The 26,021-nt window shown below is 68.3% G+C and carries 30 protein-coding genes and 1 pseudogene; 12 read left to right on the plus strand and 19 right to left on the minus strand.

Annotation, left to right across the window (positions count from 1 at the left end; genetic code table 11):
* Positions 1 to 23 precede the first annotated feature (23 nt).
* Both TSH58p_RS34730 and TSH58p_RS23960 read right to left on the minus strand, forming a co-directional pair.
* Complete coding sequence (locus TSH58p_RS34730) at positions 24 to 470, minus strand: carboxymuconolactone decarboxylase family protein (RefSeq protein WP_109469477.1); 447 nt, start codon at positions 468 to 470, stop codon at positions 24 to 26.
* Positions 471 to 552: 82 nt separating this feature from the next.
* Positions 553 to 1,305 carry an SDR family oxidoreductase gene (locus tag TSH58p_RS23960; RefSeq protein WP_109469478.1) on the minus strand — a complete coding sequence of 251 codons (753 nt, stop codon included), beginning with the start codon at positions 1,303 to 1,305 and terminating at the stop codon, positions 553 to 555.
* Between the two features lie 260 nt (positions 1,306 to 1,565).
* Here TSH58p_RS23960 and TSH58p_RS23965 point away from each other — a divergent pair, with 260 nt between their 5' ends.
* The gene (locus tag TSH58p_RS23965; RefSeq protein ID WP_109469609.1) at positions 1,566 to 3,191 is read left to right on the plus strand and encodes a winged helix-turn-helix domain-containing protein; all 1,626 of its coding nucleotides are present in this window, start codon (positions 1,566 to 1,568) and stop codon (positions 3,189 to 3,191) included.
* A 357-nt stretch (positions 3,192 to 3,548) separates the two neighbouring features.
* Positions 3,549 to 4,687 (plus strand): IS3 family transposase gene (locus TSH58p_RS23970; RefSeq protein ID WP_109469479.1). Its coding sequence is split into 2 segments (ribosomal slippage): positions 3,549 to 4,089 and positions 4,089 to 4,687, totalling 1,140 coding nucleotides; the frame shifts between segments, so codons are not numbered across the junction.
* Positions 4,688 to 4,770: 83 nt separating this feature from the next.
* On the opposite strand, the gene TSH58p_RS23975 is transcribed toward TSH58p_RS23970, so the two are convergent.
* Positions 4,771 to 5,091, minus strand: a complete 321-nt coding sequence (locus TSH58p_RS23975) for a carboxymuconolactone decarboxylase family protein (protein ID WP_109469480.1) — start codon at positions 5,089 to 5,091, stop codon at positions 4,771 to 4,773.
* 245 nt (positions 5,092 to 5,336) lie between these two features.
* Here TSH58p_RS23975 and TSH58p_RS23980 point away from each other — a divergent pair, with 245 nt between their 5' ends.
* From TSH58p_RS23980 to TSH58p_RS23990, 4 genes and pseudogenes are all read left to right on the plus strand, one after another.
* Positions 5,337 to 5,849: a winged helix-turn-helix domain-containing protein gene (locus TSH58p_RS23980; RefSeq protein WP_109469481.1), complete on the plus strand. Its 513-nt coding sequence runs from the start codon at positions 5,337 to 5,339 to the stop codon at positions 5,847 to 5,849.
* A 62-nt stretch (positions 5,850 to 5,911) separates the two neighbouring features.
* The gene (locus TSH58p_RS34735; protein WP_371732454.1) at positions 5,912 to 6,145 is read left to right on the plus strand and encodes a hypothetical protein; all 234 of its coding nucleotides are present in this window, start codon (positions 5,912 to 5,914) and stop codon (positions 6,143 to 6,145) included.
* 50 nt (positions 6,146 to 6,195) lie between these two features.
* Positions 6,196 to 7,004 (plus strand): annotated as a pseudogene (locus tag TSH58p_RS23985) (IS5 family transposase).
* A gap of 64 nt (positions 7,005 to 7,068) precedes the next feature.
* Positions 7,069 to 7,275, plus strand: coding sequence for a transposase (locus tag TSH58p_RS23990; protein WP_371732455.1), 207 nt, complete (start codon positions 7,069 to 7,071; stop codon positions 7,273 to 7,275).
* Between the two features lie 257 nt (positions 7,276 to 7,532).
* On the opposite strand, the gene TSH58p_RS23995 is transcribed toward TSH58p_RS23990, so the two are convergent.
* The 7 genes from TSH58p_RS23995 to TSH58p_RS24025 form a co-directional block, all read right to left on the minus strand.
* Entirely contained in the window at positions 7,533 to 8,273 is a 741-nt protein-coding gene (locus tag TSH58p_RS23995) for a TlyA family RNA methyltransferase (RefSeq protein WP_109469483.1), read from the minus strand.
* 89 nt (positions 8,274 to 8,362) lie between these two features.
* On the minus strand, positions 8,363 to 9,271 hold the full coding sequence (locus TSH58p_RS24000; protein ID WP_109469484.1) for a histidine kinase dimerization/phosphoacceptor domain -containing protein: 909 nt from the start codon (positions 9,269 to 9,271) through the stop codon (positions 8,363 to 8,365).
* A 250-nt stretch (positions 9,272 to 9,521) separates the two neighbouring features.
* Positions 9,522 to 11,438 (minus strand): 1-deoxy-D-xylulose-5-phosphate synthase, encoded by a 1,917-nt coding sequence (gene dxs, locus TSH58p_RS24005; protein WP_109469485.1) that lies wholly within the window; start codon positions 11,436 to 11,438, stop codon positions 9,522 to 9,524.
* Between the two features lie 18 nt (positions 11,439 to 11,456).
* Positions 11,457 to 12,323 (minus strand): polyprenyl synthetase family protein, encoded by an 867-nt coding sequence (locus TSH58p_RS24010; protein ID WP_109469610.1) that lies wholly within the window; start codon positions 12,321 to 12,323, stop codon positions 11,457 to 11,459.
* Positions 12,324 to 12,348: 25 nt separating this feature from the next.
* Positions 12,349 to 12,603: an exodeoxyribonuclease VII small subunit gene (locus TSH58p_RS24015; RefSeq protein WP_035676881.1), complete on the minus strand. Its 255-nt coding sequence runs from the start codon at positions 12,601 to 12,603 to the stop codon at positions 12,349 to 12,351.
* Positions 12,604 to 12,759: 156 nt separating this feature from the next.
* On the minus strand, positions 12,760 to 13,689 hold the full coding sequence (locus tag TSH58p_RS24020; RefSeq protein ID WP_109469486.1) for a histone deacetylase family protein: 930 nt from the start codon (positions 13,687 to 13,689) through the stop codon (positions 12,760 to 12,762).
* Between the two features lie 168 nt (positions 13,690 to 13,857).
* Positions 13,858 to 14,085: a sulfurtransferase TusA family protein gene (locus TSH58p_RS24025; RefSeq protein ID WP_109469487.1), complete on the minus strand. Its 228-nt coding sequence runs from the start codon at positions 14,083 to 14,085 to the stop codon at positions 13,858 to 13,860.
* Positions 14,086 to 14,342: 257 nt separating this feature from the next.
* Between TSH58p_RS24025 and TSH58p_RS24035 the strand changes: the two genes are divergently transcribed.
* Positions 14,343 to 14,702, plus strand: coding sequence for a helix-turn-helix transcriptional regulator (locus tag TSH58p_RS24035; protein ID WP_109469489.1), 360 nt, complete (start codon positions 14,343 to 14,345; stop codon positions 14,700 to 14,702).
* Between the two features lie 20 nt (positions 14,703 to 14,722).
* Here the strand turns inward: TSH58p_RS24035 and TSH58p_RS24040 are convergent, their stop codons facing one another.
* Positions 14,723 to 15,127 (minus strand): DUF423 domain-containing protein, encoded by a 405-nt coding sequence (locus TSH58p_RS24040; RefSeq protein ID WP_109469490.1) that lies wholly within the window; start codon positions 15,125 to 15,127, stop codon positions 14,723 to 14,725.
* Positions 15,128 to 15,395: 268 nt separating this feature from the next.
* Between TSH58p_RS24040 and TSH58p_RS24045 the strand changes: the two genes are divergently transcribed.
* A complete protein-coding gene (locus tag TSH58p_RS24045) occupies positions 15,396 to 15,866 on the plus strand; it encodes a response regulator (RefSeq protein WP_109469491.1) in 471 nt (156 codons plus the stop codon).
* On the opposite strand, the gene TSH58p_RS24050 is transcribed toward TSH58p_RS24045, so the two are convergent.
* From TSH58p_RS24050 to petA, 4 genes are all read right to left on the minus strand, one after another.
* The gene (locus TSH58p_RS24050; protein WP_109469492.1) at positions 15,841 to 16,392 is read right to left on the minus strand and encodes a DUF924 family protein; all 552 of its coding nucleotides are present in this window, start codon (positions 16,390 to 16,392) and stop codon (positions 15,841 to 15,843) included. The two genes, TSH58p_RS24045 and TSH58p_RS24050, sit on opposite strands and share 26 nt — an antisense overlap.
* A gap of 133 nt (positions 16,393 to 16,525) precedes the next feature.
* Complete coding sequence (locus TSH58p_RS24055; protein WP_109469493.1) at positions 16,526 to 17,290, minus strand: cytochrome c1; 765 nt, start codon at positions 17,288 to 17,290, stop codon at positions 16,526 to 16,528.
* Positions 17,290 to 18,558: a cytochrome b/b6 gene (locus tag TSH58p_RS24060; protein ID WP_109469494.1), complete on the minus strand. Its 1,269-nt coding sequence runs from the start codon at positions 18,556 to 18,558 to the stop codon at positions 17,290 to 17,292. Before TSH58p_RS24060 ends, TSH58p_RS24055 begins: the two co-directional genes overlap by 1 nt.
* A 29-nt stretch (positions 18,559 to 18,587) precedes the next feature.
* Positions 18,588 to 19,157, minus strand: a complete 570-nt coding sequence (gene petA / locus TSH58p_RS24065) for a ubiquinol-cytochrome c reductase iron-sulfur subunit (protein WP_109469495.1) — start codon at positions 19,155 to 19,157, stop codon at positions 18,588 to 18,590.
* Between the two features lie 256 nt (positions 19,158 to 19,413).
* On the opposite strand from petA, the gene TSH58p_RS24070 reads away from it, so the two are divergent.
* Both TSH58p_RS24070 and hemF read left to right on the plus strand, forming a co-directional pair.
* Positions 19,414 to 19,887, plus strand: coding sequence for a tRNA (cytidine(34)-2'-O)-methyltransferase (locus TSH58p_RS24070; protein WP_109469496.1), 474 nt, complete (start codon positions 19,414 to 19,416; stop codon positions 19,885 to 19,887).
* A 20-nt stretch (positions 19,888 to 19,907) separates the two neighbouring features.
* Positions 19,908 to 20,795 (plus strand): oxygen-dependent coproporphyrinogen oxidase, encoded by an 888-nt coding sequence (hemF, locus tag TSH58p_RS24075; RefSeq protein WP_247874337.1) that lies wholly within the window; start codon positions 19,908 to 19,910, stop codon positions 20,793 to 20,795.
* 10 nt (positions 20,796 to 20,805) lie between these two features.
* On the opposite strand, the gene TSH58p_RS24080 is transcribed toward hemF, so the two are convergent.
* The 4 genes from TSH58p_RS24080 to TSH58p_RS24095 are packed head-to-tail and all read right to left on the minus strand — an operon-like array spanning position 20,806 to position 23,712.
* Positions 20,806 to 22,059 (minus strand): CCA tRNA nucleotidyltransferase, encoded by a 1,254-nt coding sequence (locus TSH58p_RS24080; protein ID WP_109469497.1) that lies wholly within the window; start codon positions 22,057 to 22,059, stop codon positions 20,806 to 20,808.
* A gap of 25 nt (positions 22,060 to 22,084) precedes the next feature.
* Positions 22,085 to 22,420 (minus strand): DUF6111 family protein, encoded by a 336-nt coding sequence (locus tag TSH58p_RS24085; RefSeq protein ID WP_109469498.1) that lies wholly within the window; start codon positions 22,418 to 22,420, stop codon positions 22,085 to 22,087.
* Between the two features lie 12 nt (positions 22,421 to 22,432).
* Entirely contained in the window at positions 22,433 to 23,119 is a 687-nt protein-coding gene (locus TSH58p_RS24090; protein WP_247874338.1) for a CoA pyrophosphatase, read from the minus strand.
* Positions 23,116 to 23,712, minus strand: coding sequence for a DUF1285 domain-containing protein (locus TSH58p_RS24095; protein ID WP_109469500.1), 597 nt, complete (start codon positions 23,710 to 23,712; stop codon positions 23,116 to 23,118). Before TSH58p_RS24095 ends, TSH58p_RS24090 begins: the two co-directional genes overlap by 4 nt.
* A gap of 282 nt (positions 23,713 to 23,994) precedes the next feature.
* On the opposite strand from TSH58p_RS24095, the gene TSH58p_RS24100 reads away from it, so the two are divergent.
* Complete coding sequence (locus tag TSH58p_RS24100) at positions 23,995 to 24,960, plus strand: MoxR family ATPase (protein ID WP_109469612.1); 966 nt, start codon at positions 23,995 to 23,997, stop codon at positions 24,958 to 24,960.
* 10 nt (positions 24,961 to 24,970) lie between these two features.
* Positions 24,971 to 25,870, plus strand: a complete 900-nt coding sequence (locus TSH58p_RS24105) for a DUF58 domain-containing protein (RefSeq protein WP_109469501.1) — start codon at positions 24,971 to 24,973, stop codon at positions 25,868 to 25,870.
* The last annotated feature ends 151 nt before the right edge of the window (positions 25,871 to 26,021 follow it).

Here is a 26,021-nt window from a genome sequence, read left to right on the forward strand (position 1 = left end):
ATCGCCACGCCACCGCTCCCATCTCAGGCCTTGGCGGCCACCGGGAGACGGAAGGGGGCACCCAGCCGGTTGAAGGCGTTCATCGCAGCGATGGCGATGGTGAGATCGACCAGATCCTTCGGCTCGAACGCCGCCGATGCCGCCGCATAGGCGGCGTCGGACGCGTGGGTTTCGCTGACGCGGGTCACCTCCTCGGCCCAGGCCAGGGCCGCGCGCTCCGTGTCGGAGAACAGGTGCGGGACCTCCTCCCACACCGGCACCAGCGTGACTTTGTCGATCGACATGGTCTTCCGGAGATCGCGGCTGTGCAGATCGATGCAGTGAGCGCAGCCGTTGATCTGCGAGACCCTGAGGAACACGAGGTGGATGAGTTCCTCGGGCAGGTTGGTGCTCTTCGTGACGTAATGATGGACGCCGAAGAGAGCCTTCGCGCCGTCGGGCGCAACCTCGTACCAAGCCAAGCGTGCCATGTTCTTTGCCTTTCCTGACAACATCTGATTGCGGTTCCCGCGTCGCCGGCCCATAGCCGCCGCCGGGTGTCTTCGAAGCCCCTCAGCGCGCGGTTTGCCGGCCGAGCCAGTCCTCGAACCGGATGGCGCCGAGGCGGGGATTCCGGCCGGGGGTCAGCGATTGATCGTTGAGAACGTCGCCGAAGTAGCGCGCGTGGATGTCCGGCACGACCTTGCGCGTGTCTTTCGTCGCCTGCAGGAAGCGCCGGACCAGCTCGTCGAGTGGGATCGCCTCTGGACCGGCGACTTCGAGTGTGCCGTTGACCGGCGACGCGAGCGCGACCTCGGCGAGGGCCGCCACCACGTCGTCGGAGGCGATCGGCTGGATCAGCGCCGGCGACAGGCGGATTTCCCCGCCGACCGTGGCCGACTGCGCGATCCCGCCGACGAATTCGAAGAACTGCGTGGCGCGCAGGATGGTGTGGGGAATGCCGGACGCCTTGATGAGGCATTCCTGGGCGACCTTCGCCCGGAAGTAGCCGTTGTCGGGAAGCCGTTCGCTGCCGACGATCGAGAGGGCGACGTGGTGGCGGACACCGGCGGCCGCTTCGGCGGCGAGCAGGTTGCGGCCCGAGGTCTCAAAGAAATCGAGGACGGCCTTGTCCTCCCAGACCGGCGCGTTCGTCACGTCAACGACGACAGCGGCTCCGTCGATCGCCTGGGCCAGGCCCTCGCGGGTAATGGTGTTCACGCCCGTCTTTGGCGAGGCTGCGAGCGCATCGTGGCCGCGCTCGCGGAGGGTCTGCACCAGCTTCGATCCGATGAGGCCGGTGCCTCCGATGACGACGATCTTCATGGGGCTCTCCGCTTCTCGACGGAAACCAGCGCCGTCGATGGAAGGGAGAGTGCCCGCGCACGCCGGGGAAGTCCTTGCGGCGGGATTGAATTGCCCTCCAAGGACGCTTGGATTTCCGTCCAAGGAAGCCATACGGCGCGCCGTGCCTCGAGGCGAACGGTGCAGCCGGCAACGCGCCGCCGTGCTATCAAGGGCGCACATCGTTCGCCCGTCGCCCCGGACAGGGAGGCGAGGACGCTCGGTCCAGGGAGGTGCAGGCCTTGCAGTTCCGTTTCGGAGAGTGTGTGCTCGATCAGGAGCGTCGGGAACTGACCCTGCGCGGACAGGTCGTGGGCGTTGGCCCGCAGGTCTTCGACCTGCTGCTGCATCTCGTCCGCAACCATGACCGCGTCGTCAGCAAGGACGACTTGCTGGAGGCGGTGTGGAACGGACGGATCGTCTCGGAATCGACCATCACCAGCCACATCAACGCGGTTCGCAAGGCCATCGGCGACAGCGGCGGGGAGCAGCGCTTGGTCCGCACGGTCCCCCGCAAAGGATTCCGCTTCGTCGGCGTGATCGAGGTCGGCGCGATTGACGTCGGGGCGACCGAGGTCGGCGCGATCAGGGAGACGCCGCAGCCCGGCGGGTCAGGTATCGCCAGCCGCGCCTCCAGCGAAGGCAAGGAGACGCCGTCCGGGCCGGTCCTGCCGGGCAAGCCCTCGATCACCGTGCTGCCATTCCAGAACCTGAGCGGCGACCCGGAGCAGGACTATTTCGCCGACGGCGTGGTGGAGGACATCATCGCCGCCCTGTCGCGCATCCGCTGGCTGTTCGTCATCGCGCGCAACTCGAGCTTTGCCTACAAGGGCCGGGCGGTGGATGTGACGGACATCGGCCGCGAGTTGGGCGTCCGCTACGTGCTCGAAGGCAGCGTCCGCAAGGCCGGGAACAGGGTGCGCATCACCGGGCAGCTCATCGACGCGACGAGCGGGACGCATCTCTGGGCCGAGCGCTTCGAAGGCATGCTCGACGACCTTTTCGAGCTGCAGGACCGGATCGCCGAAAGCGTCGTCGGCGCGATTGCGCCGCAGCTCGAGCGGGCGGAGATCGAGCGCGCCAAGCGCAAGCCGACGGAAAGCCTGGACGCCTACGATTACTATCTCCGCGGCATGGCGAAGCTGCACAGCGGAACCCGCGAGGCGATCGACGCGGCGCTGCCCCTGTTCCACAAGGCGACGGACCTCGACCCGGAATTCGCATCGGCCTATGGCGGGGCGGCCTGGTGCCATCTCTGGCGCAAGGTGAACGGCTGGATGACCGACCGCCCCCGGGAGATCGCTGAAGGAGTACGGCTGGCGCGGCTGGCGGTGGAGTTCGGCCGCGACGACGCGGTGGCGCTGACGAGAGCCGGGCACGCGCTTGGTCACTTCGTCGGCGATCTCGATGGCGGCATCGCGCTCATCGACCGGGCCGTGCTGCTCAACCCCAATTTCGCCCCCGCCTGGTTCCTCGGCGGCTACCTGCGCGCCTTCCGCGGTGAAACGGAAAGCGCGAGCGAGCATTTCGCCCATGCCGCCCGCCTGAGCCCGCTGGACCCGGAGATGTTCCGAATGCAGGCGGGGACGGCGCTCGCGCATTTCTTCGCCGGGCGCTACGATTGCGCCGTGGCCTGCGCGGACAAGGCGTTGGGGAACCTGCCCAGCCTCCTGGTCGCCATCGCCCTGACGGCGGCGAGTCACGCGCTCGCCGGGCGGACCGAGGACGCGCGGCAGACGATGCAACAATTGCGCGCGCTCGACCCGTCCTTGCGTGTCTCCACTCTCAGGGAGTGGCTGCCGATCCACCGTCCCGAGGATCTCACGCGGTTTGCGGAGGGACTGAGACTGGCTGGGTTGCCCGAGTGAACTCAGCCCTTGTCTGATGCGCGCCCTTTCACGACAGGTCAGGGAAAAACTATCACAAGGTTTTTCAACGACTTGGGCGGATGACCATGCCCCGCCCTTTCACGATACCAAGCCGGCGGCCTTGGTCGCCGCCCGACAAGCGCCGTCCCAAGTGTCCGCCCCGCCGTCGAAATAAAAATCGCCGCCGGCCGCCTCCCAAATGAAACCGACGTCGTCGGCCTTGGCGACTTGAAGCGTCCACTCGCCGTACACCGCGCGCCACCGTCCCGGCGCCCTTTGCGTCCATTCGACTGAGATGGTCCCCGTTTCCCGGACAGTCGGATAAGCTTGGTTCGCCCAGGAAGAAGGACGGACCCGATGACGGGAAAACGGAAACGGTATTCGGCGGAGTTCAAGGCGAAGGTGGCGCTGGAGGCGATCCGGGGCGAGCTGACGGTTTCGCAGCTTGTCGCGAAGCACGGGGTGCACCAGACGCTGATCAACGCCTGGAAGAAGCAGGCCATCGAGGGGATGGCCGGGGTGTTCTCCGACAAGGCGGAAGTCGCCGAAGCCAGCCATCAGGGCGAGGTGGAAAAGCTGCACGCGATGATCGGCCAGTTGGTCGTGGAACGCGATTTTTTTGCGCAAGGCCTCCGGTCGATGAGCGTCGACCGGAGGCGGGAGTTGATCGAGCCGGAGCATCCGCAGCTGTCGATCACCCGGCAGTGCGAGCTGGTTTCGATCAGCCGCTCCAGCTACTACGGGCCAGCCAAGGGCGAACCGGCCGCGAACCTGGAGCTGATGCGGTTGATCGACGAGCAGTTCCTGGAAACGCCCTGGTACGGCAGCCGGCAGATGACCCGGCATCTGCGCCGGCACGGCCATGAGATCAACCGCAAGCGGGTTCGCCGCCTGATGCGCGGATGGGCTTGCAGGCGGTCTACCAGCGTCCGAAGACGACGATGCGGCATCCGGAGCACAAGATCTGGCCGTACCTGCTGCGCGACCTGTCCATCGACCGCCCCGACCAGGTGTGGTGCAGCGATATCACGTACCTCCCCATGCGCCGCGGCTTCCTGTACCTGGTCGCTGTAATGGACTGGGCATCACGCCGGGTGCTGGCGTGGCGGCTGTCGAACACCATGGACGTGGAGTTCTGCATCGAGGCCGTGGAGGAGGCGATGGCGCGGCACGGCCGGCCGGACATCTTCAACACCGATCAGGGCAGCCAGTTCACCAGCCCACGCTTCACCGGGCTCTTGACCGCGGCCGGCATTCGGGTGTCGATGGACGGGCGCGGCCGGTGGATGGACAACGTCTTCATCGAGCGGCTATGGCGATCGATGAAATACGAGTGCGTCTACCTCCACGCCTTCGAAACCGGCAGCGAGGCCAGGGCCGGGATCGGCCGCTGGATCGATTACTACAACGCCGACCGCCCGCACTCGGCGCTCGGCGGCAAAACCCCGGACGAGGCCTATCAAGGCACATCGGACCGGATCAGATTGGCGGCATGACACGAGCCTGAACCAAGCTTATTTCAGCCGCAAATCTGTCCGGGAAACGGGGGCCATCTCAGTCCCATCCGCAACGGGTCTCCTTAGCTGCGGTCGTAAGCTGCTAGCGCTACCGGCAGAGCCTGAATCACGGCGTTGCCGACCGCGGGAAGACCCGCCAGCACGGCACTGACGACCTCATCGCGCGTGGCGCCCAAACGCTTGGCGTCGGCGACATGGAAAGGCAGACCGCTCTCGAGACGGGTAGCGGCCAAAATTCCGATGTAGACGAGTTCAGCGGTTTTGGCGTCCAGGGCGGAGGCTACTCCCAGCTTTTTCACCGCTTCGAGCCACGCCTGCTGGTAGGCCGGTGCTTCTTTCATGAACGTTTGGAAGGCATTGCTCACTTGTGGCGTGTCGGTCATCGGCTCATTCCGCTCTGGTCGTAGGCTCCTTCGAGGTTCCCGCCGGTCGGTGCCTGCAACGTAATTATCTGGATAATTCATACCTGGATGTTCACTTGCATATCATGACACCCTGGGATCACTACACGAAAGTGTGCAAATTGTCCGGGATGTGATACCGGCGAGCGGAGCCACGGACTCACTGAGAGGGATTCCCAAGGCCGGCAATCCGTGATTCGATTCCCCATCGCGATGGGGAGGAGCGAATGCCAGCGGCGTTGCCGATCCGGGAAGACGTGAGCGCCAGCGAATTGCGTGCTCTGGCGCGGCGGGAGGGCAAAGGGCGGGTGGCAGCACGCATGTTCGCCATCGCCCATGCGCTCGACGGGGTGAGCCGGGCGGAAGCGGCGCGGCTGGCCGGCATGGACCGCCAAGCCCTGCGCGATGCGGTAGTGCGTTACAACGCCGAAGGCGTCGCCGGGCTCTATGATCGTCCGCTGCCCGGCCGGCCGGAATGGCTGAGCGAGGGCGAACAGGCGACGCTCAAGGCCATCATCCTGGCCGGCCCCGATCCGAGACGGCACGGCTGCGTGGAATGGACCCTGCCGATCCTGTGCGAGGTGATCGCCGAACGCTTCGCCAAGACGCTGCATCCGGCCAGTCTATCGCGCATCGTGCGTCGGCTGAACCTGTCGAAGCAGAAGACGCGGCCCCGCCATCCGCAGTCCGACGCCAAGGCCCAGGCCGCCTTCCAAAAAAGGGGCTGCGCGAAGCGCTGAAGGCCGCGGCCGCCGCGCATCCGGAGCGTCGCCTCCAGCTCTGGTTTCAGGATGAAGCCCGCATTGGCCAGAAGGGCCGCACCGCGCAGCGCTGGTGGGAGCGCGGGCAGCGTCCGGTCGGGCTGTGCGACAAGCGCTTCACCTCGGCCTACCTCTACGCCGCCGTCTGCCCGGCCAGCGGCGCCGACTTCGCGCTGGTCATGCCGACCGTCTCCACCACCGCCATGAGCCTGTTCCTGGACGGCTTCTCCCGAAGCCTGGAACCGGACGTCCAGGCGGTGCTCGTGCTCGACTAGGTTCTGTTCTCAAAGGCTGTGAGGGTTTGGCTGTGCCCTGTTGAAGGGGGATGGCACGATCTGAACTGAGCGATGAGCAGCTTCAGCATTTGCTGGAGTTGCTTCCGCCGGAACGCCCGTGGACGGGCCGGCCGGCGCGGGACCTGGAGCGCACCGTGCGGGCGATCCTGTGGGTGAACCGCACCGGCTCGCCCTGGCGCGATCTTCCGGCCGAGTACGGTCCCTGGCAGACGGCGGCCAACCGCTTCTACCGCTGGCGCAAGGCCGGGGTATGGGAGCGCGTGTTGGAACTGGTTCAGGCCGAGGCGGATGAGGCCGGCAAGTTGGACTGGAGCCTGCACCAAGTCGACAGCACAGTGGTCCGCGCCCACCAGCACGCCGCCGGCGCAAAAGGGGGCAGTTGAACCAAGCGCTTGGCCGCTCGCGCGGCGGCTTCTCAACCAAGATCCACCTGCGCGCCGACCGCCACGGCCAACCGCTCGCTTTCGTGCTGAGCCCCGGTCAAGCCGCCGACCAGAGCGCGTTGACGGTGCTGATGGAGGCGGTCGCAGTGCGCCGAGTGGCAGGTGGACGACCGCGGGAAAGACCCGAGCGCGTGGTCGCTGACCGCGCCTACTCCAGCCAAGCCATCCGCCGCTACCTGCGTCGGCGCGGGATCGGGGCGGTGATCCCACAGCCCTCCAGCCAGAAGCCCTGTGCTCTGGTGGATTGGGCCGCCTATCGCTCCCGCAACGCCATCGAGCGCCTGATCAACCGCCTCAAACAGTTCCGTCGCATCGCCACCCGATACGAGAAACTCGCCGCCAACTACCTCGCCATGGTCCACATCGGGGCTATCCGACTATGGCTCAGGGTTTGAGAACAGGACCTAGGCCGGCTGGCATGGATCGCGGACGCTGGTCGTGCCAGACAACATCACGCTGGTGCCGCTGCCGCCCTACAGTCCGGAGTTAAACCCCGTCGAGCGCGTCTGGCTGTACCTGCGCGAGCGCTTTCTATCCCACCGGCTCCTGGACGACTACGACGCCGTCGTCCAGGCCTGCTGTGACGCCTGGAACGCCCTCACTGCCACACCGGAGTGCCTACGCTCCCTCACCAGCTATCCGTGGCTCCCATGTGTCAATGCTTAAGCTCGGCGGTATTAGTCCTCAACCGTCACGAAACCTACCCTTCCTGTCCATGAAAGCCATCCAAAAGCGAGCGTTGGCCAAGCAGCCACAACACGCAGAAGGCGCATCATATTTCACAAGGAAAGTTGTTCATTGGATGCTGTTTTACAGCCGCCCAGCATCCTGGTCGGTGATCTTGGCGCGCGGTTGTGGCGGACCAATTTATGGTTCCGCGGAGTGCGGTTTATGGGTGCTCTCGTAACACTTTACGGTTCCATTCAGAGATCCTTCACCGCTCCGATCAGGAACTCCTTGTTCCCTTCGGGGCCGGTGATCGGGCTTTCGGTGATGTCCAGCACGCGCCACCCCGGCAAGGCATCGAGCCACCCGCGGATGCGGTCGCAAACCTCCTGGTGCAGTTCCGGCTCGCGCACCACCCCGCCCTTGCCGACGCGGCCCTTGCCGACCTCGAACTGCGGCTTGATGAGGGCGACGAGCCGTCCGCCCGGCACGGTCAGGGCGAGGGCGGCGGGAAGCACGACCTCCAGCCCGATGAAGCTGGCGTCGCACACCACGATGTCCACGGGATCGGGAATCTCGGCGCTGGTCAGGTGACGGGCGTTGGTCTTTTCCAGAACCACGACGCGCGGGTCGTTGCGCAGCTTCCAGGCCAATTGGCCGTGCCCGACGTCCACCGCGTAGACCTTGGCGGCGCCGCGGGTCAGCAGCACGTCGGTGAAGCCGCCGGTCGAGGCGCCGACATCGACGGCGGTCAATCCGGTGGGATCGATGCCGAAAACGTCCAGCCCCTTGACCAGCTTCAGCCCGCCGCGCGACACCCAGGGATGGTCCTGCCCCTTCACCGACAGCGGGGCGTCCTCGGCGATCGCATCGCCGGCCTTGTCGATGCGCTTGGTGTTGGAATAGACCAGCCCGGCCAGGATCAGCGCCTGCGCCTTGGCCCGGCTTTCGGCCAGTCCGCGCTCCACCAGCGCCACATCCGCACGCACCCGCGCCATCTCAGACCTCCCCCGTCGACGAGGGTGGATGCATGGCCCAGGACGCGGCGTTCGGCAAGAGGCGATGACGCGTCACCGACGACGGAACGTCAGAAAGGAAGGTCGAGAACGAAGCGCGCGCCGGGACCGTTCGACTCCGCGCGCAGCTTCCCCTTCAATTGGCCGGCGAAGGCCCGCGCCACCTTCATGCCCAGCGAGTCGGCGCGCGCGACCTCGAAGCCCGGCGGCAGGCCGCGCCCATGGTCGGCGACGGTCAGGCGGCGGCCACCCTCGTCGCGCGGCACGAGGCTGACCTCGATGTCCCCCGGGCTGCCCGCCGCGTAGGCGTATTTGGTCGCGTTGCCGACCAGCTCATTCACGATGAGCGCCAGCGGAATCACCGAATCCACTGGCAGCATCGCCTGTTCCACCGTCACGGCGATGCGCCGTTCCGGCCCCCCCACCGCGAAGTGGCTTTCCATTTCCCGACAGGCGTCGCTCAGATAGGCTCCGAAATCGACGAGGCTGCCGCGGGAGGCGGCGTGGACCCGCTGGTGCGCCTGGGTCACCGTGCCGATGCGGCTGCACGCCTCCTGGAAGGCGCGGCGCATGTCCGGGTCCTTGGCCGACAGCGTCTGGAGCGTCAGCAGGCTGGACACCAGCTGGAGCGTGTTCTTGACCCGGTGGCTGACCTCCCGCGCATGGTGGTGGGCGGTCTCGGTCGATTCGGATTCGGCGGGGCGCAGCGTGACCAGCAGCGATGGACCGCCATCGAGCGCGGCCAGACCCAGGTCCCAGGACACCTCGTCCGGACCGGTGACCCGCAGACGCGCGCCCTCACCGTTGCCCAGCGCCTCGGCGACGCGCTCGGCGGAGGCCTCCGGGAAACGGTCCGTGAGGGAATGCCCCGTTTCGAAGCCCAGGGCGCGCATGGTCGCGTTGGCGTAAAGACAACGAAAGGACGCCCCGTCGACCACCGCGGTGGGCGTCGGAGACAACTCAACGATGGACCGGAACATCCCCGGACCATCCTGAGCCGAAGCGCCGTTTTCGTCGGATGCGCGCCCTGCACCCGCTGCAAACACCTGAGGCATGTTCGACAACACCCAGTCCCGCCGGATACGTTAATTATCTATTGTTTTCGAATTGTAAGACAGTGGTCCCAGCCGCACCAGAGAAAGCGCCCCGCCTAACCTTAGGCTAATGGCATTAGCCCCTTCGTCCAGGGTTTGCCATCCGGGGTCAACGGGCGGCGCTTTCCGTCCGGAGTCAGGCCCGCACCGCCGCCGCCTCGATTCCCAGCGCCTGCAAGGCGGTGGCGACGATGTGGCGGGCGGCGAGACCGGCCTCCTCATACTGCTTGGCCGGGCTGTCATGGTCGAGGAAGCGGTCGGGCAGGACCATCGGGCGGATCTTCAAGCCGCCGTCCAGCAGACCGGTCATCGCGAGGTGCTGCAGCACGAAGCTGCCGAACCCGCCGACCGCCCCCTCCTCGATGGTGATCAGCACCTCGTGCTCCAGCGCCAGACGCCGCACCAGCTCCTCGTCCAGCGGCTTGGCGAAGCGGGCGTCGGCCACCGTCGTCGACAGGCCGCGCGCGCCCAGTTCCGCCGCCGCCTTGCGCGCCTCGGCCAGGCGCGTGCCGTAGCTGAGGATCGCCACCTTGGTGCCTTCCTGAAGGATGCGGCCCTTGCCGATGGGCAGCACCTCGCCGCGCTCCGGCAGTTCCAGCCCGACACCCTCGCCGCGCGGGTAGCGCAGCGCCGAGGCGCGGTCGTCGATGGTGGCGCTGGTCGCCACCATGTTCATCAGCTCCAGCTCGTCCGCCGCCGCCATCAGCACGATGTCGGGCAGGCAGCCGAGATAGGCGACGTCGAAGGCACCGGCGTGGGTCGCCCCGTCCGCCCCGACCAGACCGGCGCGGTCGAGCGCGAAGCGCACCGGCAGGCGCTGCAGCACCACGTCGTGCACCACCTGGTCGTAGGCGCGCTGCAGGAAGGTCGAGTAGATCGCGCAGAAGGGCTTGAAGCCCTCCGTCGCCAGCCCGGCGGCGAAGGTCACGGCGTGCTGCTCGGCGATGCCGACGTCGAAGCAGCGGTCGGGGAAACGCTGGCCGAACAGGTCCAGCCCGGTGCCCGACGGCATGGCCGCGGTGATGCCGAGGACGCTGGGGTCGCGCTCGGCCTCGGCGATCAGGGCGTTGGCGAAGACGCGGGTGTAGGTCGGAGCGTTGGACTTGGGCTTGGACTGGGCGCCGGTGACGACGTCGAACTTGGCCACCGCGTGCAGCTTGTCGGCCGACGCCTCGGCGGGGCCGTAGCCCTTGCCCTTCTTCGTGACGACGTGGATCAGGACGGGCTTGTCGTCCTCGGCGTCGCGGACATTCTGCAGGACCGGCAGCAGATGGTCGAGATTGTGCCCGTCGATCGGGCCGATGTAGTAGAAGCCCATCTCTTCGAACAGCGTGCCGCCGGTGACCATGCCGCGGGCGTATTCCTCCGCCCGGCGCGCCGCCGTGCGCAGCGGCCGCGGCAACTGCTCCGCGATGTCCTTGGCCAGATGGCGCAGGCTGAGATAGGGCTTCGACGAGATCAGCCGCGACAGGTACGCGCTCATCGCGCCGACCGGCGGAGCGATGGACATGTCGTTGTCGTTCAGGATGACGATCAGCTTGCTGTTCGCCGAGCCCGCGTTGTTCATCGCCTCATAGGCCATGCCGGCGCTCATCGCGCCGTCGCCGATCACGGCGATCACATGGTTGTCGCGGCCCAGCTGGTCGCGCGCCACCGCCATGCCCAGCCCCGCCGAGATGGAGGTGGAGCTGTGGCCGGCGCCGAACGGGTCGTACTCGCTCTCCGACCGGTTGGTGAAGCCCGACAGCCCGCCGCCGGTGCGCAGGGTGCGGATGCGGTCGCGGCGGCCGGTCAGGATCTTGTGCGGGTAGCACTGGTGCCCGACGTCCCAGATCAGCCGGTCGGCCGGGGTCTGGAACACGTAATGCAGGGCGACGGTCAGTTCGACCACCCCCAGCCCGGCGCCCAGATGCCCGCCGGTCACCGACACCGCGCTGATGGTTTCCGTCCGCAGCTCGTCGGCCACCTGCCGGAGCTGTTCGGGCTTGAGCGTCCGCAGATCGGCGGGGGTGCGGACGAGGTCGAGAAGCGGCGTCTTGTCGTTGGGGGTCACGTTCGAAACGTCCTCCGTTCAGGTCCGCCGCGCGACGACGAAGTCGGCGACCGCTTTGAGGATATCGGCGCGCCCATCGAAGATCTCCAGGTGCGCCTTGGCCTGGACGGCCAGCATCGCGGCCTGCGAGCGGGCGCGGTCCCGCCCGAGGATGGACACGAAGGTCGATTTCCCGGCCTCGGCGTCGCGCCCGACCGATTTGCCGGTCTCCGCCTCCGTGCCTTCCACGTCCAGCAGGTCGTCGACGATCTGGAAGGCCAGCCCGAGGTCGTGGGCGTAGGCGCGCAGCGCGTGGCGCTGCGGCGGCGGGGCCTTGCCCAGGATGCCGCCGGCCTCGCAGGAGAAGGCGATCATGTCGCCGGTCTTCATGCGCTGGAGCCGCGTCGTGGTGCCGAGGTCGAAGGTCTCATGCTCGGCGATCAGGTCGAGCATCTGGCCGCCGACCATGCCGTGCGGCCCGGCCGCCTTGGCCAGCGCCGCCACGAGCTGGCAGCGCACGTTCGGGTCCTCGTGGGTCGCCGGGTCGGCCAGCACCTCGAAGGCGTAGGTCAGCAACCCGTCGCCGGCCAGGATGGCGGTCGCCTCGTCGAACTTGCGGTGCACGGTCGGCTGGCCGCGGCGCAGGTCGCCGTCGTCCATCGCCGGCAGGTCGTCGTGGACCAGCGAATAGCTGTGGACGAACTCCACGGCCACGGCGACGCGCAGCGCGCAGTCCGGGTTGACGCCGAACAGCGCCGCCGACTGGCAGACCAGGAAGGGACGCAGCCGCTTGCCGCCGTTCAGGCAGCCGTAGCGCATCGCCTCCAGCACACGCGATTCGGGGAGGTCGGTGGTCGGCAGGAGGTGCAGGATCGCACGCTCCACATCCGCCGCCATGTCGGCCATGGCTGTCTTGAGGTCGGTCTGCACGTCAGTCGATCCGGGCGGGTTCGGTGCCGAGGGTGCCGTCGGCGGCAACGGTGATGCGGTCGATCTTGGCCTGGGCCTCCCGCAGCTTCGCCTCGCAATGCCGCTTCAGCGCGGTGCCGCGCTCGTAGGAGGAGATCGCGTCGTCGAGCTTGCCGCGCCCGTCTTCGAGCTGACGCACGATGCGCTCAAGCTCGGCCAGCGCGTCCTCGAAGCTGAGGGCGGCGATGTCGGGGGGAATGTTAGCGAGGTCAGCCATGATCCATCCGGCCAATGATCCATACGATGGGGTGCCCGCGATGGGACCGAAAACCGAAATTATGGCTCAGCCCCCAAATGCGCAAGGCCCGCGGCGGGCGTATCACGCTCCCACCACGGGCCTAGCCGGAAGAATCGGCCGGAAGAATCGGAAAGCTCAGCAATACATCAATTCGCGCACATGCGCCGCGGTGGCCGACGCCAGGGCGCGCAGATTGTAGCCGCCCTCCAGCACCGACACGATGCGCGCCCCGCAATGGGTGCGGGCCAGATCGCCCAGCTTGCGGGTGGCCCAGGCGAAGTCGTCGTCGGTCAGGTGCAGACCGGCCAGCGGATCGCGCGAATGGGCGTCGAAGCCGGCGGAGATGATCAGCAGGTCCGGTTTGAAATGGTCGATGGCCGGCAGGATGATGTGGGTCATCGCGTGCCGGAACTCCGGCGAGCCGGACATGGCGGCGAGCGGCGCGTTGACGCAGTTGCCGTACTCGCCCTTCTCCCCCGCGTCGCCCGTGCCGGGATAGAGCGGCGACTGGTGGGTGGAGCAATAGAGAAGGTCCGGGTCGCGCTGGAAGATGTCCTGCGTGCCGTTGCCGTGGTGGACGTCGAAATCCATCACCGCCACCCGCTGCAGCCCGTGCGCCGCCCGCGCGTGGTAGGCGCCGACCGCGGCGTTGTTGAACAGGCAGAAGCCCATGGCCTTGTCATGCTCGGCATGGTGCCCCGGCGGGCGCACGGCGCAGAAGGCGTTGCGCGAATGGCCCGACGCCACCGCGTCCACCGCCGCGACCACCGCACCGGCGGCGCGCAGCGCGGCCTCGCCCGAACCGGGGGACATCACCGTGTCGGCGTCGATGCCGGCGTGCTCCTGCTCCGGCACCAGGGCCAGGATGCGCTCGACATGCTCCCGCGGGTGCGCGCGGCAGAGCTGCTCGAGGGTGGCGAGCGGCGCCTCCTGCCGTTCGAGCATGTAGAATTCTTCGGTCTCAAGAGCCGCCAGCACCGCGCGAAGCCGGTCGGCGCATTCCGGATGGCCCAGCCCTGTGTCGTGGTCCAGGCAGGCGGCGTGGGTGAACAGGGTGGTGAACATGCTTTTCTGTCTTTTTCGTTCGTGTTCGAGGCATTTCCCTGCATCCATTCTTCCCGGATCGCTAATGAAAGTACAGGCTGATTGCGGGGCTTATCGTCACATCCCCCAACCGCCGCCCCCACCCCTTTTGCGCGGCGAACGTGCAAGCCATCGCGTTTTGCGGCGCCGTCAGGCGCAGCGTTCGATCACGAAACGGTAGACGCCGCCCTCCTCCACGCTGGAGGCCAGCCGGTTGCCGGTGGCGTCGCAGAAGGCGGCGAAGTCCTTGGGCGCGCTGGGGTCGGTCGCCTCGACGGTCAGCGTCGATCCGGGCGGCACCGTCTTCAGCGCCTTGCGCGCGCGCAGCACCGGCAGCGGGCATTGCAGCCCCTTGGCGTCGAGCGTCTGGTCGGCCATCGTTCCTTGCACTCCTTCGGGCACCGCCGCAACGAATTCGAGGCGGCGAGTCTAGAACGGCGACGCGCGCCCCTCAACCCGTTGAACGGTGGTTTCATCAGCCGGGGAACATTCTTTCGACTACGGGACATCCACGGGTAGACAGCGCGGTACACTCTTCCATATGATTGAACACGAACGATAAACGGCGGTGCTGCGGCGCAAGGGTTGGGCGCAACGGTTCGCTGTTGCTTGGCGCCGACAGAAACGGTCGTTTCATGAACATTGCCGATCTGCAGAGCAACGCACGGCGGGCCAGCACGCTGCTCAAAGCCATGAGCAACGAGCGCCGCCTGCTCATCCTGTGCTACCTGACCGAGGGCGAGAAGTCGGTCGGCGAGTTGGAGGAACTGGTCGACCTCAGCCAGTCGGCCCTGTCCCAGCATCTGGCCCGCCTGCGCCGCGACAAGCTGGTGCGGACGCGGCGCGCCGCCCAGAACATCTATTACTCGCTGAACGGGCACGAGGCGCAGACCATCATGACGACCCTCCATGAGCTGTTCTGCACGCCCGTCGCCCGCAAGAAGGACGAGGGGTCGCCGGCCTCCGCCGAGGAGCCGAGCAACGCCCCGGCCTGAACGCCGGCTCGTCTCTCGGCTCAGGCTCTTCCGAGGAAGCGCCGCCCGAACAGAAGGACCGCAACGGCCAGGACCAGCCAGCCCAGGATGAAGGCGCTGCCGCCGGTCGGCGCCGTCATGGCGAAGGGCAGCGGGCCGCTGGTGGCGGTCGCGTAGAGCGTTCCGCTGAAAAGCAGGATCCCGGCCACGAACAGCCATCCCGACAGGCGCAGCGCCAGACGCGCCGGGCCGTCGGCGGTGCGCAGCAGGGCGACCAGGGCGACCAGGGCCAGCGCGTGCCACATCTGGTATTGCCCGGCCAGCCGGAACAGCTCCTGCCCGCGCGGGTCTCCGGCAAGCCCGTGGCTGGCATAGGCCCCGGCCCCCACCGCAACCGCACCGTTCAGGGCCGCGAAGGCCACCCACAGCCGATCAACCAATCCCATAGGTCCTCTCCACGCTGGCGTTCCCGCGTTCCGCCCATTGCGGGCGACGGGAAAAGTTCGATCTCGTAACCAACTGGCCCACCCTTTGCTTTGCAGGGATCGGCCGGCCATCTTACCCCCTCGGGAAACCGGGTGTCTGCGGCGGTTCGGCGCAAATTGATTTGCAAAATGCCAAAGGCTCGTCGTGAACCACACCATTCTGCATCGACAGCCGCAAGACACTCCCCACCCCGAGCCCGTGCCGCGCGCCGCTCCGGGATCCTCGACCATGGCCCTGTCGCCGGAGGAAGACCGGCTGATCGCCTGGGCCCAGGCGCGTGGCGGGCGTCTTCTGGTGGTGGACGACAGCCCGACCAACCGGCTGCTGACCGCAGCGCTGATGCGCAAGGTCGGCTTCACCGTGGACACGGCGGACGGCGGGGCGGAGGCCATCTCCTCCGTCGCCATGGCGGAGGCGCCCTACGACGCCGTCCTGATGGACGTCGCCATGCCGGAGGTGGACGGGATCGCCGCGACCCGGTCCATCCGGGCGATGACCGGCCCCCGCGCCGCGGTGCCGATCATCGCGGTCACCGCCCACGGCTTCGCCGAGGACCGCGACCGATGCGTGTTCGCCGGCATGAACGATTACGTGCCCAAACCGGTCCGCCGTCCCGAGCTGCTGGCCGCCCTGAGGCGCTGGCTGGAGCCCGGGGCCTCGGAGGGCGGGACCGTCAAAAGGACGAGCCCGGCTCCTTGAGGAACGCCGCCTCTTCCGCCGTCGTCTCGCGGCCGAGGACCGCGTTGCGGTGGGGGAAGCGGCCAAAGCGCGCGATGACCGCGCGGTGGCGCTCGGCGTAATCCACGACCACCGGATCGCTGACCCGTTCCCGGAACAGGGTGCAGGACAGATTCTGGCAGTCCATGTCCTCCTGATGCTCGAACGGCAGGTAGAGGAAGATCCGTTCGTCCTCGGTGCATTCCAGGTCGTAGCCCTGCTCCACGACATGGCGGGCCACCGCCAGCGCCTTGCCGTCGGTCGCGAAGGCCCGCGGCGAACCGCGGAAGACGTTGCGCGGCACCTGATCGAGCAGGACGCAGAGCGCCAGACAGCCGTCCACATCCTCCAGCCAGTGATCGTACCGGCCCTCCGCCGCCGCCTCGTGGTGGGGAAGCAGCGTGTCGCGCACCGTCCGGTCGAAACTGTCGGACTGGCGGAACCAGTAGGGCTTCATCGCCTCGTCGAACCAGAAATCCACGATCTCGTCGATCAGCCTGTCGGTCATCTGCACCACCTTCGCCTGGGAATGGGGTCGTCGATCCATGAAGTCGGTCAAAGAGCAGGGGCCATAAAAGAACAGGGCGCCCGAAGGCGCCCCGTCCAGTCTCACGTCATCCACACCGGGCCGACGATGCGGCTCAGTGCAGGGTGCTCCACAGCTTGCGCTTGGTGGCGTACATCAGGCCGGCCAGCACGATCAGGAACAGGATCACCTTCACGCCCATCTGCTTGCGCGCATCCATGTGCGGCTCGGCGATGAAGGTCAGGAAGGTGCTGATGTCGTGGGCCTGCTGCTGCACCGTCGCCGGGGTGCCGTCGGCGTAGGTCACGCCGTCCGGCATCAGGATGTTGGGCATGCCCACCTGATGGCCCGGGAAGTACTTGTTGTAGTTCATGCCCGGCATCAGGGTCACGCCTTCCGGCGGGTTCTCCTCGAAGCCGGTCAGGAAGGCGTAGAGGTAGTCCTCGCCGCCGACGCGGGCCTTCGCGATCAGCGACAGGTCCGGCGGCAGGGCGCCGTTGTTGGCGGCGCGGGCGGCGTTGTCGTTGGGGAACGGCGCCGGGAAGCGGTCGGCCGGGATGCCCGGACGCATGAACATCTCGCCCGCGTCGTTCGGACCGGCCTGGACCTCATAACCGGCGGCGATCGCCTTCAGCTCGTCCTCGTTGAAGCCGATGCCGGCGAGCGTGCGGATCGGGACCAGCTTGGCCGAGTGGCAGGTCGAGCAGACTTCCTTGTAGATCTGGAAGCCGCGCTGCGCCGAGGCCTTGTCGATGGTGCCGAACACGCCGCTGTGCGCCCACTCCTGCTTGGGAATGTGCACCGCTTCCGACGCCTGCGCGGCGCCGGCCAGGCCCAGGGCGACGGCCGCGGAGAGGATGGCAGACTTCAGAGAGCGCATTATGCCTTCTCCATGGGCTTGGCATGGGCGCCGGCGGCAACGCGGCCACCGCCCTTCAGAACCGGTTCGCAGATGCTGGCGGGAAGCGGCAGCGGACGCTCCAGCTTGCCCAGCAGCGGCAGCAGGATCAGGAAGTGGAAGAAGTAGTAGGCCGTGCCGATGCGGGCGACCAGCAGCCACACGCCTTCCGCGGGCATCGCGCCGGCGTAGCCCAGGACCAGGGCGTCGATGGCGAGGATCCAGAAGAACTGGCGGTAGATCGGACGGAACTTGCAGCTGCGCACCTTGGAGGTGTCGAGCCACGGCAGGGCCGCCAGCACCGCGATGGCGCCGAACATGGCGAGCACGCCGCCCAGCTTGTCCGGGATCGCGCGCAGGATCGCGTAGAACGGCAGGAAGTACCATTCCGGAACGATGTGCGCCGGCGTGACCAGCGGGTTGGCCGGGATGTAGTTGTCCGGGTGGCCGAGGTAGTTCGGGGCGAAGAAGACGAAGGCCGCGTAGAAGATCAGGAACACGACGACCGCGAAGCCGTCCTTGACCGTGACGTACGGGTTGAACGGCACGGTGTCCTGCGGGCCCTTGGCGTCGATGCCCAGCGGGTTGTTGGAGCCGGAGACGTGCAGGGCGGCGGTGTGGAGGATCACCAGGCCCAGCAGCACGAACGGCAGCAGGAAGTGCAGCGCGAAGAAGCGGTTCAGCGTCGGGTTGTCGACCGAGAAGCCGCCCCACAGCCAGGTCACGATCGGGTCGCCGACCAGCGGGAAGGCCGAGAACAGGTTCGTGATGACGGTGGCGCCCCAGAAGCTCATCTGGCCCCACGGCAGCACGTAGCCCATGAAGGCGGTCGCCATCATGGCCAGCAGGATCAGCACGCCGAGGATCCACAGGATCTCGCGCGGCGCCTTGTAGGAGCCGTAGTAGAGACCGCGGAACATGTGGATGTAGACGGCGATGAAGAACATCGACGCGCCGTTGGCGTGGACGTAGCGCAGCAGCCAGCCGTAGTTGACGTCGCGCATGATGCGCTCCACCGACTCGAAGGCGATGTGCGTGTTGGCCGCATACTGCATCGCCAGCACGAGGCCGGTGGCGATCATGATGACCAGCATGATGCCGGCGATGGCACCGAACGCCCACAGATAGTTGACGTTCCGGGGCATCGGATACTGGTTGTACTCATGGTCCAGCATCGTGAAGATCGGCAGGCGGCTGTCGATCCACTTCACGACGGGATTCTTGAACTGGGGGGCGTGAGCCTGAGCCATCTTGGGGTCTCCAGAACCTTAAGGGCCGCTTAGCCGAGCCGGACCGCGGTGTCGCTCGTGAAAGCGTACTGCGGAACGACGAGGTTGGCCGGGGCGGGACCCTTGCGGATGCGCCCTGCGGTGTCGTAGTGCGAGCCGTGGCACGGGCAGAACCAGCCGTCGTAGTCGCCGCGCGGATCGGTCGGCTTCTGCCCCAGGGGCACGCAGCCCAAGTGCGTACAGATGCCGACGACGATCAGCCATTCCGGCTTCTTGACGCGGGCGTCGTCGGCGGCCGGGTCGCGCAGGTCGCCGAGGTTGACGGTGCGGGCCTCCTCGATCTCCTTCGCCGTGCGGTGGCGGACGAAGACCGGCTTGCCGCGCCAGGTGACGGTGATCGCCTGGCCTTCCTGGACCGGGGCCAGATCCACGTCGATCGAAGCCAGCGCGAGGGTGTCGGCGGCCGGGTTCATGCTGTCGATGAACGGCCAGACGGCGGATGCGACACCAACGGCACCCACGGCCCCGGTGGCGAGGTAGAGAAAATCACGGCGGGAAGCCCCCTCGCCGCCGGGGGCCGCGTGGCCACCCGTCCCGGGCGGATGCGTGGTCTGAGCCATAAGCGTTAATCTCCTCAAGGCATACGCGGCGCGCCGAAGCGCCCTATGACACGTGGACCAGTGTTTATCACGACTTGACGGGCATGTCCGCTCACTGGGTGGGTGGGTGCGCGCCGCGTCGACCGGGGTTGTATCTCCCGGGTATCCGGGGTGCGGTATACAGTCGCGGCAACGCCTTGAAAAGGTTTTGTCATCGGGACAACTTGTCGCGCTTTGCGGTGCACCATTAGACTTCGCTGAACCAAAAGGGAATTTCATGCGCCTCGTTCTCTTCGAACCGGACATTCCCCAGAACGCCGGGACTCTGATGCGTCTGGCGGCGGGACTCGGGGTGCCGCTGGACCTGATCGAACCCTGCGGCTTCGTTCTGGACGACCGCAAGCTGCGGCGGGCCGGGATGGACTACATCGACCAGCTCTCATTGGTCCGGCACAGCTCCTGGGCGGCCTACCGGGCGCTGCCGCAGGCCGGGCGGCTGGTGCTGCTGACCACCCGCGGCGCCGTTCCCTACACCGATTTCGCCTTCGCGCCGGACGACCGGATCATGGTCGGGCGCGAGAGCGCCGGGGTGCCCGACGAGGTGCACGAGGCCGCCGACGTCCGGCTGGTCATTCCGTTGAAGCCGCCCGCCCGGTCGCTGAATGTTGCGCTGAGTGCCGCGATGGTGTTGGGTGAAGCCCTGCGGCAGACGGCCGCATTGCCGAGCCCATCGCCCCATCCTTTGCCCTGACCGACGCCGGACGCCCGCCCATGACCACCTCCCCCACCGACGCCATGGACATCAAAGCCGCCCGTCAGGCTCAGGCCAGCGCCTGGTTCGCCGAACTGCGCGACCGCATCTGCGCCGAGTTCGAGCGGATCGAGGACGAGCTGACCGGCACCCATTCCGACCTGCCGCCGGGCCGCTTCGAGCGCAAGCCCTGGCAGCGCCCCGACCATGGCGGCGGCGAGGGCGGCGGCGGCGTGATGTCGGTGATGCGGGGCCGCGTGTTCGAGAAGGTGGGGGTCAACGTCTCCACGGTGCACGGCACCTTCAGCCCGGAGTTCCGCGCCAACATTCCCGGCGCCGCGGAGGACGGGCGGTTCTGGGCGTCGGGCATCAGCCTCGTCGCGCACATGCGCTCGCCGCTGGTGCCGGCCACGCATATGAACACGCGTCACATCGTGACCAGCCTCGGCTGGTTCGGCGGCGGCGCCGACCTCACCCCGATGGTGCCCGACGAGCAGGACACCGCCGACTTCCACGCCGCCTTCCGCGGCGCCTGCGACCGCCACGACCCGACCTGCTACGCGCGCTACAAGGAATGGTGCGACCGCTACTTCTTCCTGCCGCACCGGGGCGAGGCGCGCGGCGTCGGCGGCATCTTCTACGACAATCTGGACTCCGGGAACTGGGAGGCCGACTTCGCCTTCACCCGCGATGTGGGCTTGGCCTTCCTGGAGGTCTTCCCCACCCTGGTCCGCCGCCACATGAACCGGCCCTGGACACCGGAGCAGCGCGAACACCAGCTGATCCGCCGCGGCCGCTACGTCGAGTTCAACCTGCTCTACGACCGCGGGACGACCTTCGGCCTGAAGACCGGCGGCAACACCGAGGCCATCCTGATGAGCATGCCGCCCGAGGTGAAGTGGCCGTAACGGCCCCTCCTCACCCCAAGCGCCTCGCCGCCTCCGCCAGGCACGCCTCCCGGCCGGGCCGGAAGTCCTCGGCGATCCACCACGCCTCGACCTGCTTCAGCAGCGCGCCCACCGCCGGGCCGCGCGGCATCCCCATGGCCAGCAGGTCGCGCCCGGCGATGGGAAGGACCAGGGACGGCAGGTCCTCGGCGGTCGCCAGCGCCGCCTTCACCGCGTCGAGCGCCACCGGTCCGGGGGCGTCCACCGCCGCCAGCAGCACGAGGTCGCGGTACAGCCCGGCGTCGCCCAGCCGGTAGAGCGCCTGACGCCGCTTCACCGGCCCGTCGGAGGGAGCCACAGCCATCAATGGTATTGCCATCGGCGGCTCGGTCAGGGCGGCGAGCCGGTCGCGGTCGGCGTTGGACAGGCGCAGCGTCTGGGCCACGGCCAGCGCCCCCGCCCGGTCGGTGTCCAGCACGGCGGCGAAGCGGCGCACCGCGTCGGCCGGCTCGGCCAGATCGTGCTCCAGCCGGACCAGCCCATCCAGCCGGGCGGTGCGCACCGCGTCCGGCAACAGATGGGCCATCACGCCGAGCCCGATCATCAGCTCCCAGACCGACGCCGGGTCAAGCGCCGCCAACAGGCGGGACAGCTCGCCCCGCACCCGCTCGCCGGACAGGGTGGGCAGGCGGGGGGCCATCTCGGCGCAGGCGGCCAGCGCCGCCGCGTCCGGGGCGCCGCGCCCGTAATGGGCGTGGAAGCGGAAGAAGCGCAGCAGGCGCAGCACATCCTCCTCGATGCGCTGGCGCGGGTCGCCGACGAAGCGCACCCGCCCGGCGGCCATGTCCGCCAGCCCCCCGAAGGGGTCGTAGACGCAGCCGTCCAGCGTGCAGCTCAGCGCGTTCATCGTCAGGTCGCGCCGGGCTGCGTCCTCCCGCCAGTCGTCGGTGAACTCCACGCGGGCGTGACGCCCGAAGCTCTCCACGTCGCGGCGCAGCGTGGTGATCTCGTAATGCGCCTTCCCGACCACGGCGGTGATGGTGCCGTGCTCGATCCCGGTGGGGATGGCGCCGATGCCCGCGGCCTTCAGCAACGCCATCACCCGCTCCGGCGGAGCGTGGGTGGCGATGTCGATGTCCTTCACCTTGCGGCCCAGCCAGGCGTCGCGCACGCAACCGCCGACGAAGCGCGCGTCGGCCCCTCCGGCGGCCAGGGCGTCGAACACGGCGCGCGTTTCGGGAGCGGTCATCCAGGGCTGGGGGGCGATGCGGGCGTTGACGGTCATGGCGGCAGGCTAGCCCGCGGAACGCTCAATTGCCAGATGGCCCGCTGCCGGATGGCCCGCTGCCGGATGGCCCATTGCCGGATGGGCCGCCGCCGATCACCCGCCCGTCTTCGAGATGGGCCGGTGTGTAGGGCGTGTGCGGCGCCACCCCGCTGGTCATGGCAACGGCTCCCAGCGTCACCGCCATCGCCGCCACCCCGGCGAAGACCAGCCAGGGCCAGGGCGCCGTCGCCCACCAGGGGGCCGGGCGGTGCGCCTCCTCCGCCTCGCGGCGGCGCCGCTCGACGACGAACACGTACAGGACATAACCCGCCGTGGGCAGGACCAGGGGCAGGATGACCGTCAGGAAGATCCGCAGCACGCGCCGCCCGCCTTACGATGGTCCGCCGGCGGGCCGGTCGCCCAGGCGGTCGGCCCCCAGGCCGTCGCACCCCAGCCCTTCGCCCAGCCCCTCGGCGCGCAGAACATCGCAGAGATTCACCAGCATCCCCGCCGTCGCGCCCCAGATGAAGCGCTGCTGGTAGGGGAAGGCGTAGAAGTAGCGCTGCGCGCCCTGGAACTCGCGGCTGTGGCGCTGCGGGTTGGTCGGGTCGAGGATGGCGGCCAGCGGCACCTCGAAGACCTCCGCCACCTCGGTCGGGTCGGGTGTCACCTGGAAGGGCGGGCGCACCAGCCCGACCACCGGAGTCACCCGGAAGCCGGTCCGCGTCACGTAGGTGTCGAGCCGCCCCAGCACCTCGATGCGGTCGCGCGCCAGCCCGATCTCCTCCTCGGTCTCGCGCAGGGCGGTGTCCTCCGGATCGCGGTCGTCGCTCTCCATCCGCCCGCCGGGGAAGCTGATCTGCCCGGCGTGGGCGGTCAGGTTGGCGGTGCGCTGGGTGAAGATGACCGTCAGCTCCTCCGGACGGTCGACCAGCGGCACCAGGACGGCAGCCTCCCGCAGCTTGGCCTGGGAAGGCTCGAAACCGGGATTCAGATCATGGTCGCCGCGCACCTTGACCGGGCGCAGGCCAGCGGCGGCGCTTCCCGGAAAGCGCTTGCGGATCTCGTCGAGACTCACCCGCCAGGCAGCCTGCCCAGCACGAAGAAGACCTTCTTGCTCCATACCCCCACCTCAGCCTCACCATCATGGCCGCGCGTGTCGGCCCGGTCCACCAATTCGTAGTAGACCGAACGAAGAATTCGCGCTTCGAGCCCGTTTCTTATGAGGATATAGGGCGTCGGTTCGCCATTTTCAGGATTGTGGACAACTCTGATCGGATGATCCGGCCCGCATTCGACCCATTCGTCTAAATTTGTACGGAATGACACCACCTGTTCGTCGCCATCTCCGCTTGCCGCCATTTCCACGGCGACGAACGGCGTGTCCTCGACCACGATCCGCCCGCGCTCGACCGGGGTGACCAGCCAGAAGTCGCCCGCCCCGTCGCGCCGCAGGACGGTGGCGAACAGCTTGACCAGCTCGATCCGCCGGATCGGGTCGCCTTCGTGGAACCAGGTGCCGTCGCGGGCGATGCGGATGTCGAACCGCTGCTCCCGCGCGGTCAGCGGCAGAGCGGGGGGCGGGCTTTCGCCGCTCTCCCCACCGGTCATCCCACCTGGGCGCGTTTCATTTGGGCGCTTGTCATTCGCCGGTTCATTGCCGACTTTCATCGCTAGCCTTCTCGTCTTTTTCTGGCATGAGGGGCACAGAGGGAACTGGCCGCGCAACGTAATTTCGCCATACTCGTCACATAGGTCCGGACTGGCGGATTTGCCACGATGGCCGTTTCGACCCCCAGCGGTCATGATTGGGCGGTCATGATTGGGCGGTCATGATTGCCCACCGAGTGCATGGTCTTAAACGGGAGCAGAGACGTGAGCGCAACCGACGCCGTCAATCCGGGCACCAATCCAGGCCAGGGCTTTCCCGCCGGCGAGAACCCGCACCAGCTCATGGCGGAGATCGAGGCGCTGGGCGGCCGGCTGACCCATGTGCGCGACCGCATCGGGCGGATCATCTTCGGCCAGCAGGAGGTCATCGACCTCACGCTGATCACGCTCCTGGCCGGCGGCCACGTGCTGCTGATCGGTGTCCCCGGCCTCGCCAAGACGCGGCTGGTCGAGACGCTGGGCACCGTGCTGGGCCTCGCCGAGAAGCGCATCCAGTGCACGCCCGACCTGATGCCCGCCGACATCCTGGGGTCGGAGGTGCTGGAGGAGAACGAGCAGGGCCGCCGCTCCTTCCGCTTCATTCCCGGGCCGGTGTTCAGCCAGCTCCTGATGGCGGACGAGATCAACCGCGCCAGCCCGCGCACCCAGTCCGCCCTGCTCCAGGCGATGCAGGAACGGCGCGTGTCGGTCGCCGGCCACTACCACGCCCTGCCCCAGCCCTTCCACGTGCTGGCCACCCAGAACCCGCTGGAGCAGGAAGGCACCTACCCGCTGCCGGAAGCCCAGCTCGACCGCTTCCTGATGCAGATCGACGTCGATTACCCCGACCGCGACGCCGAGCGGCGGATGATGATCGCCACCACTGGCTCACTGGACGAGCAGGCGGTGACGGTGCTCTCCCCCGCCGACCTCCAGGCCGCCCAACGTCTGGTCCGCCGCGTGCCGGTCGGCGAGGGCGTGGTGGACGGCATCCTCGACCTCGTGCGGCGGGGCCGCCCGGAGGCGACCGACCTGCCCGAGGTGCAGCGCCACGTCGCCTGGGGTCCCGGCCCGCGCGCCAGCCAGGCGCTGATGCTCGCCGCCCGCGCCCGCGCCGTGCTGGACGGGCGGCTGGCGCCGTCGCTGGACGACGTCGTGGCCCTGGCGAAGCCCGTGCTGCGCCACCGCATGGCGCTGAACTTCGCGGCGCGGGCGGACGGGATCACGCTGGACGACATCATCAACCGCCTCTGCGCACCGCTGTCGTAAGGACCCGCTGATGGCCTCTCCAACCCTCGGCGCCACCACCCTGCGGGCGCAGCAGCGCGCGGAGGGGCTGGCCGCCACCCTGCCGCCGCTGTTGGTCGCGGCGGAGCGCGTCGCCTCCACGGTGGCGCAGGGCGTGCACGGGCGGCGCCGCGTCGGGCTGGGCGAGACCTTCTGGCAGTTCCGCCGCTATCAGCCCGGCGACTCGCCGCAGATGATCGACTGGCGGCAGTCCGGCAAGACCCAGCCCGTCTATGTGCGCGAGAACGAGTGGGAGGCCGCCCAGACCGTCTGGCTGTGGCGCGACCGTTCGCCCTCCATGGATTACCGCTCCGCCAACAGCCTGCCGACCAAGCGGGAGCGCGCCGACCTGCTGACCCTCGCCACCGCGGTGCTGCTGGTGCGCGGCGGCGAGCGGGTCGGCCTGCTCAACTCCGGCCAGCGCCCGGACCATGGCAAGTTCGCCCTGAACCGCATGGCCGGGCAGATGACCGACCCGCGCAACGCCCATTCCCCCGACGCCCTGCCGCAGCCCGAACCGCTGCCCCGCCACGCCCAGGTGGTCCTGGTGGGCGATCTGCTGTCGCCGCTGCCGGAGATCCACGCCACCGTGTCGGCGCTCACCGGGCGGGGCGTGCGCGGCCATCTGCTGCAGATCCTCGACCCGGCGGAGGAGACCCTGCCCTACGAAGGCCGCGTCGAGTTCGAAGGCTTCGAGGGTGAGGAGGAACTGCTGGTGCCGCGGGTGGAAGCGGTGCGCGAGACCTACCTGGAGCGCCTGCGCGCCCACCAGGACGGTTTGGACGCGCTCGCCCGCACCGCCGGCTGGACCTACGCCGTCCACCGCACCGACCGGCCGCCCCAGACCGCCCTGCTCGGGCTGTGGGGCGCCCTGGCGCGGGAGGCGGTTTAGGTGGGGCGGCGCGTTGCCCCCACCCTCCCGCTTCGCGGGTCCCTCCCTCCCCCGCTCACGCAGGGGAGGGCCAAATCTCCCTCCCCTGCGAAGCGGGGGAGGGCCGGGGTGGGGGCAATCGCCTCGCCCTCCACTCCTCACCCTCCAACAG

It is taken from the genome of Azospirillum sp. TSH58 (assembly GCF_003119115.1).
GTDB lineage: Bacteria > Pseudomonadota > Alphaproteobacteria > Azospirillales > Azospirillaceae > Azospirillum.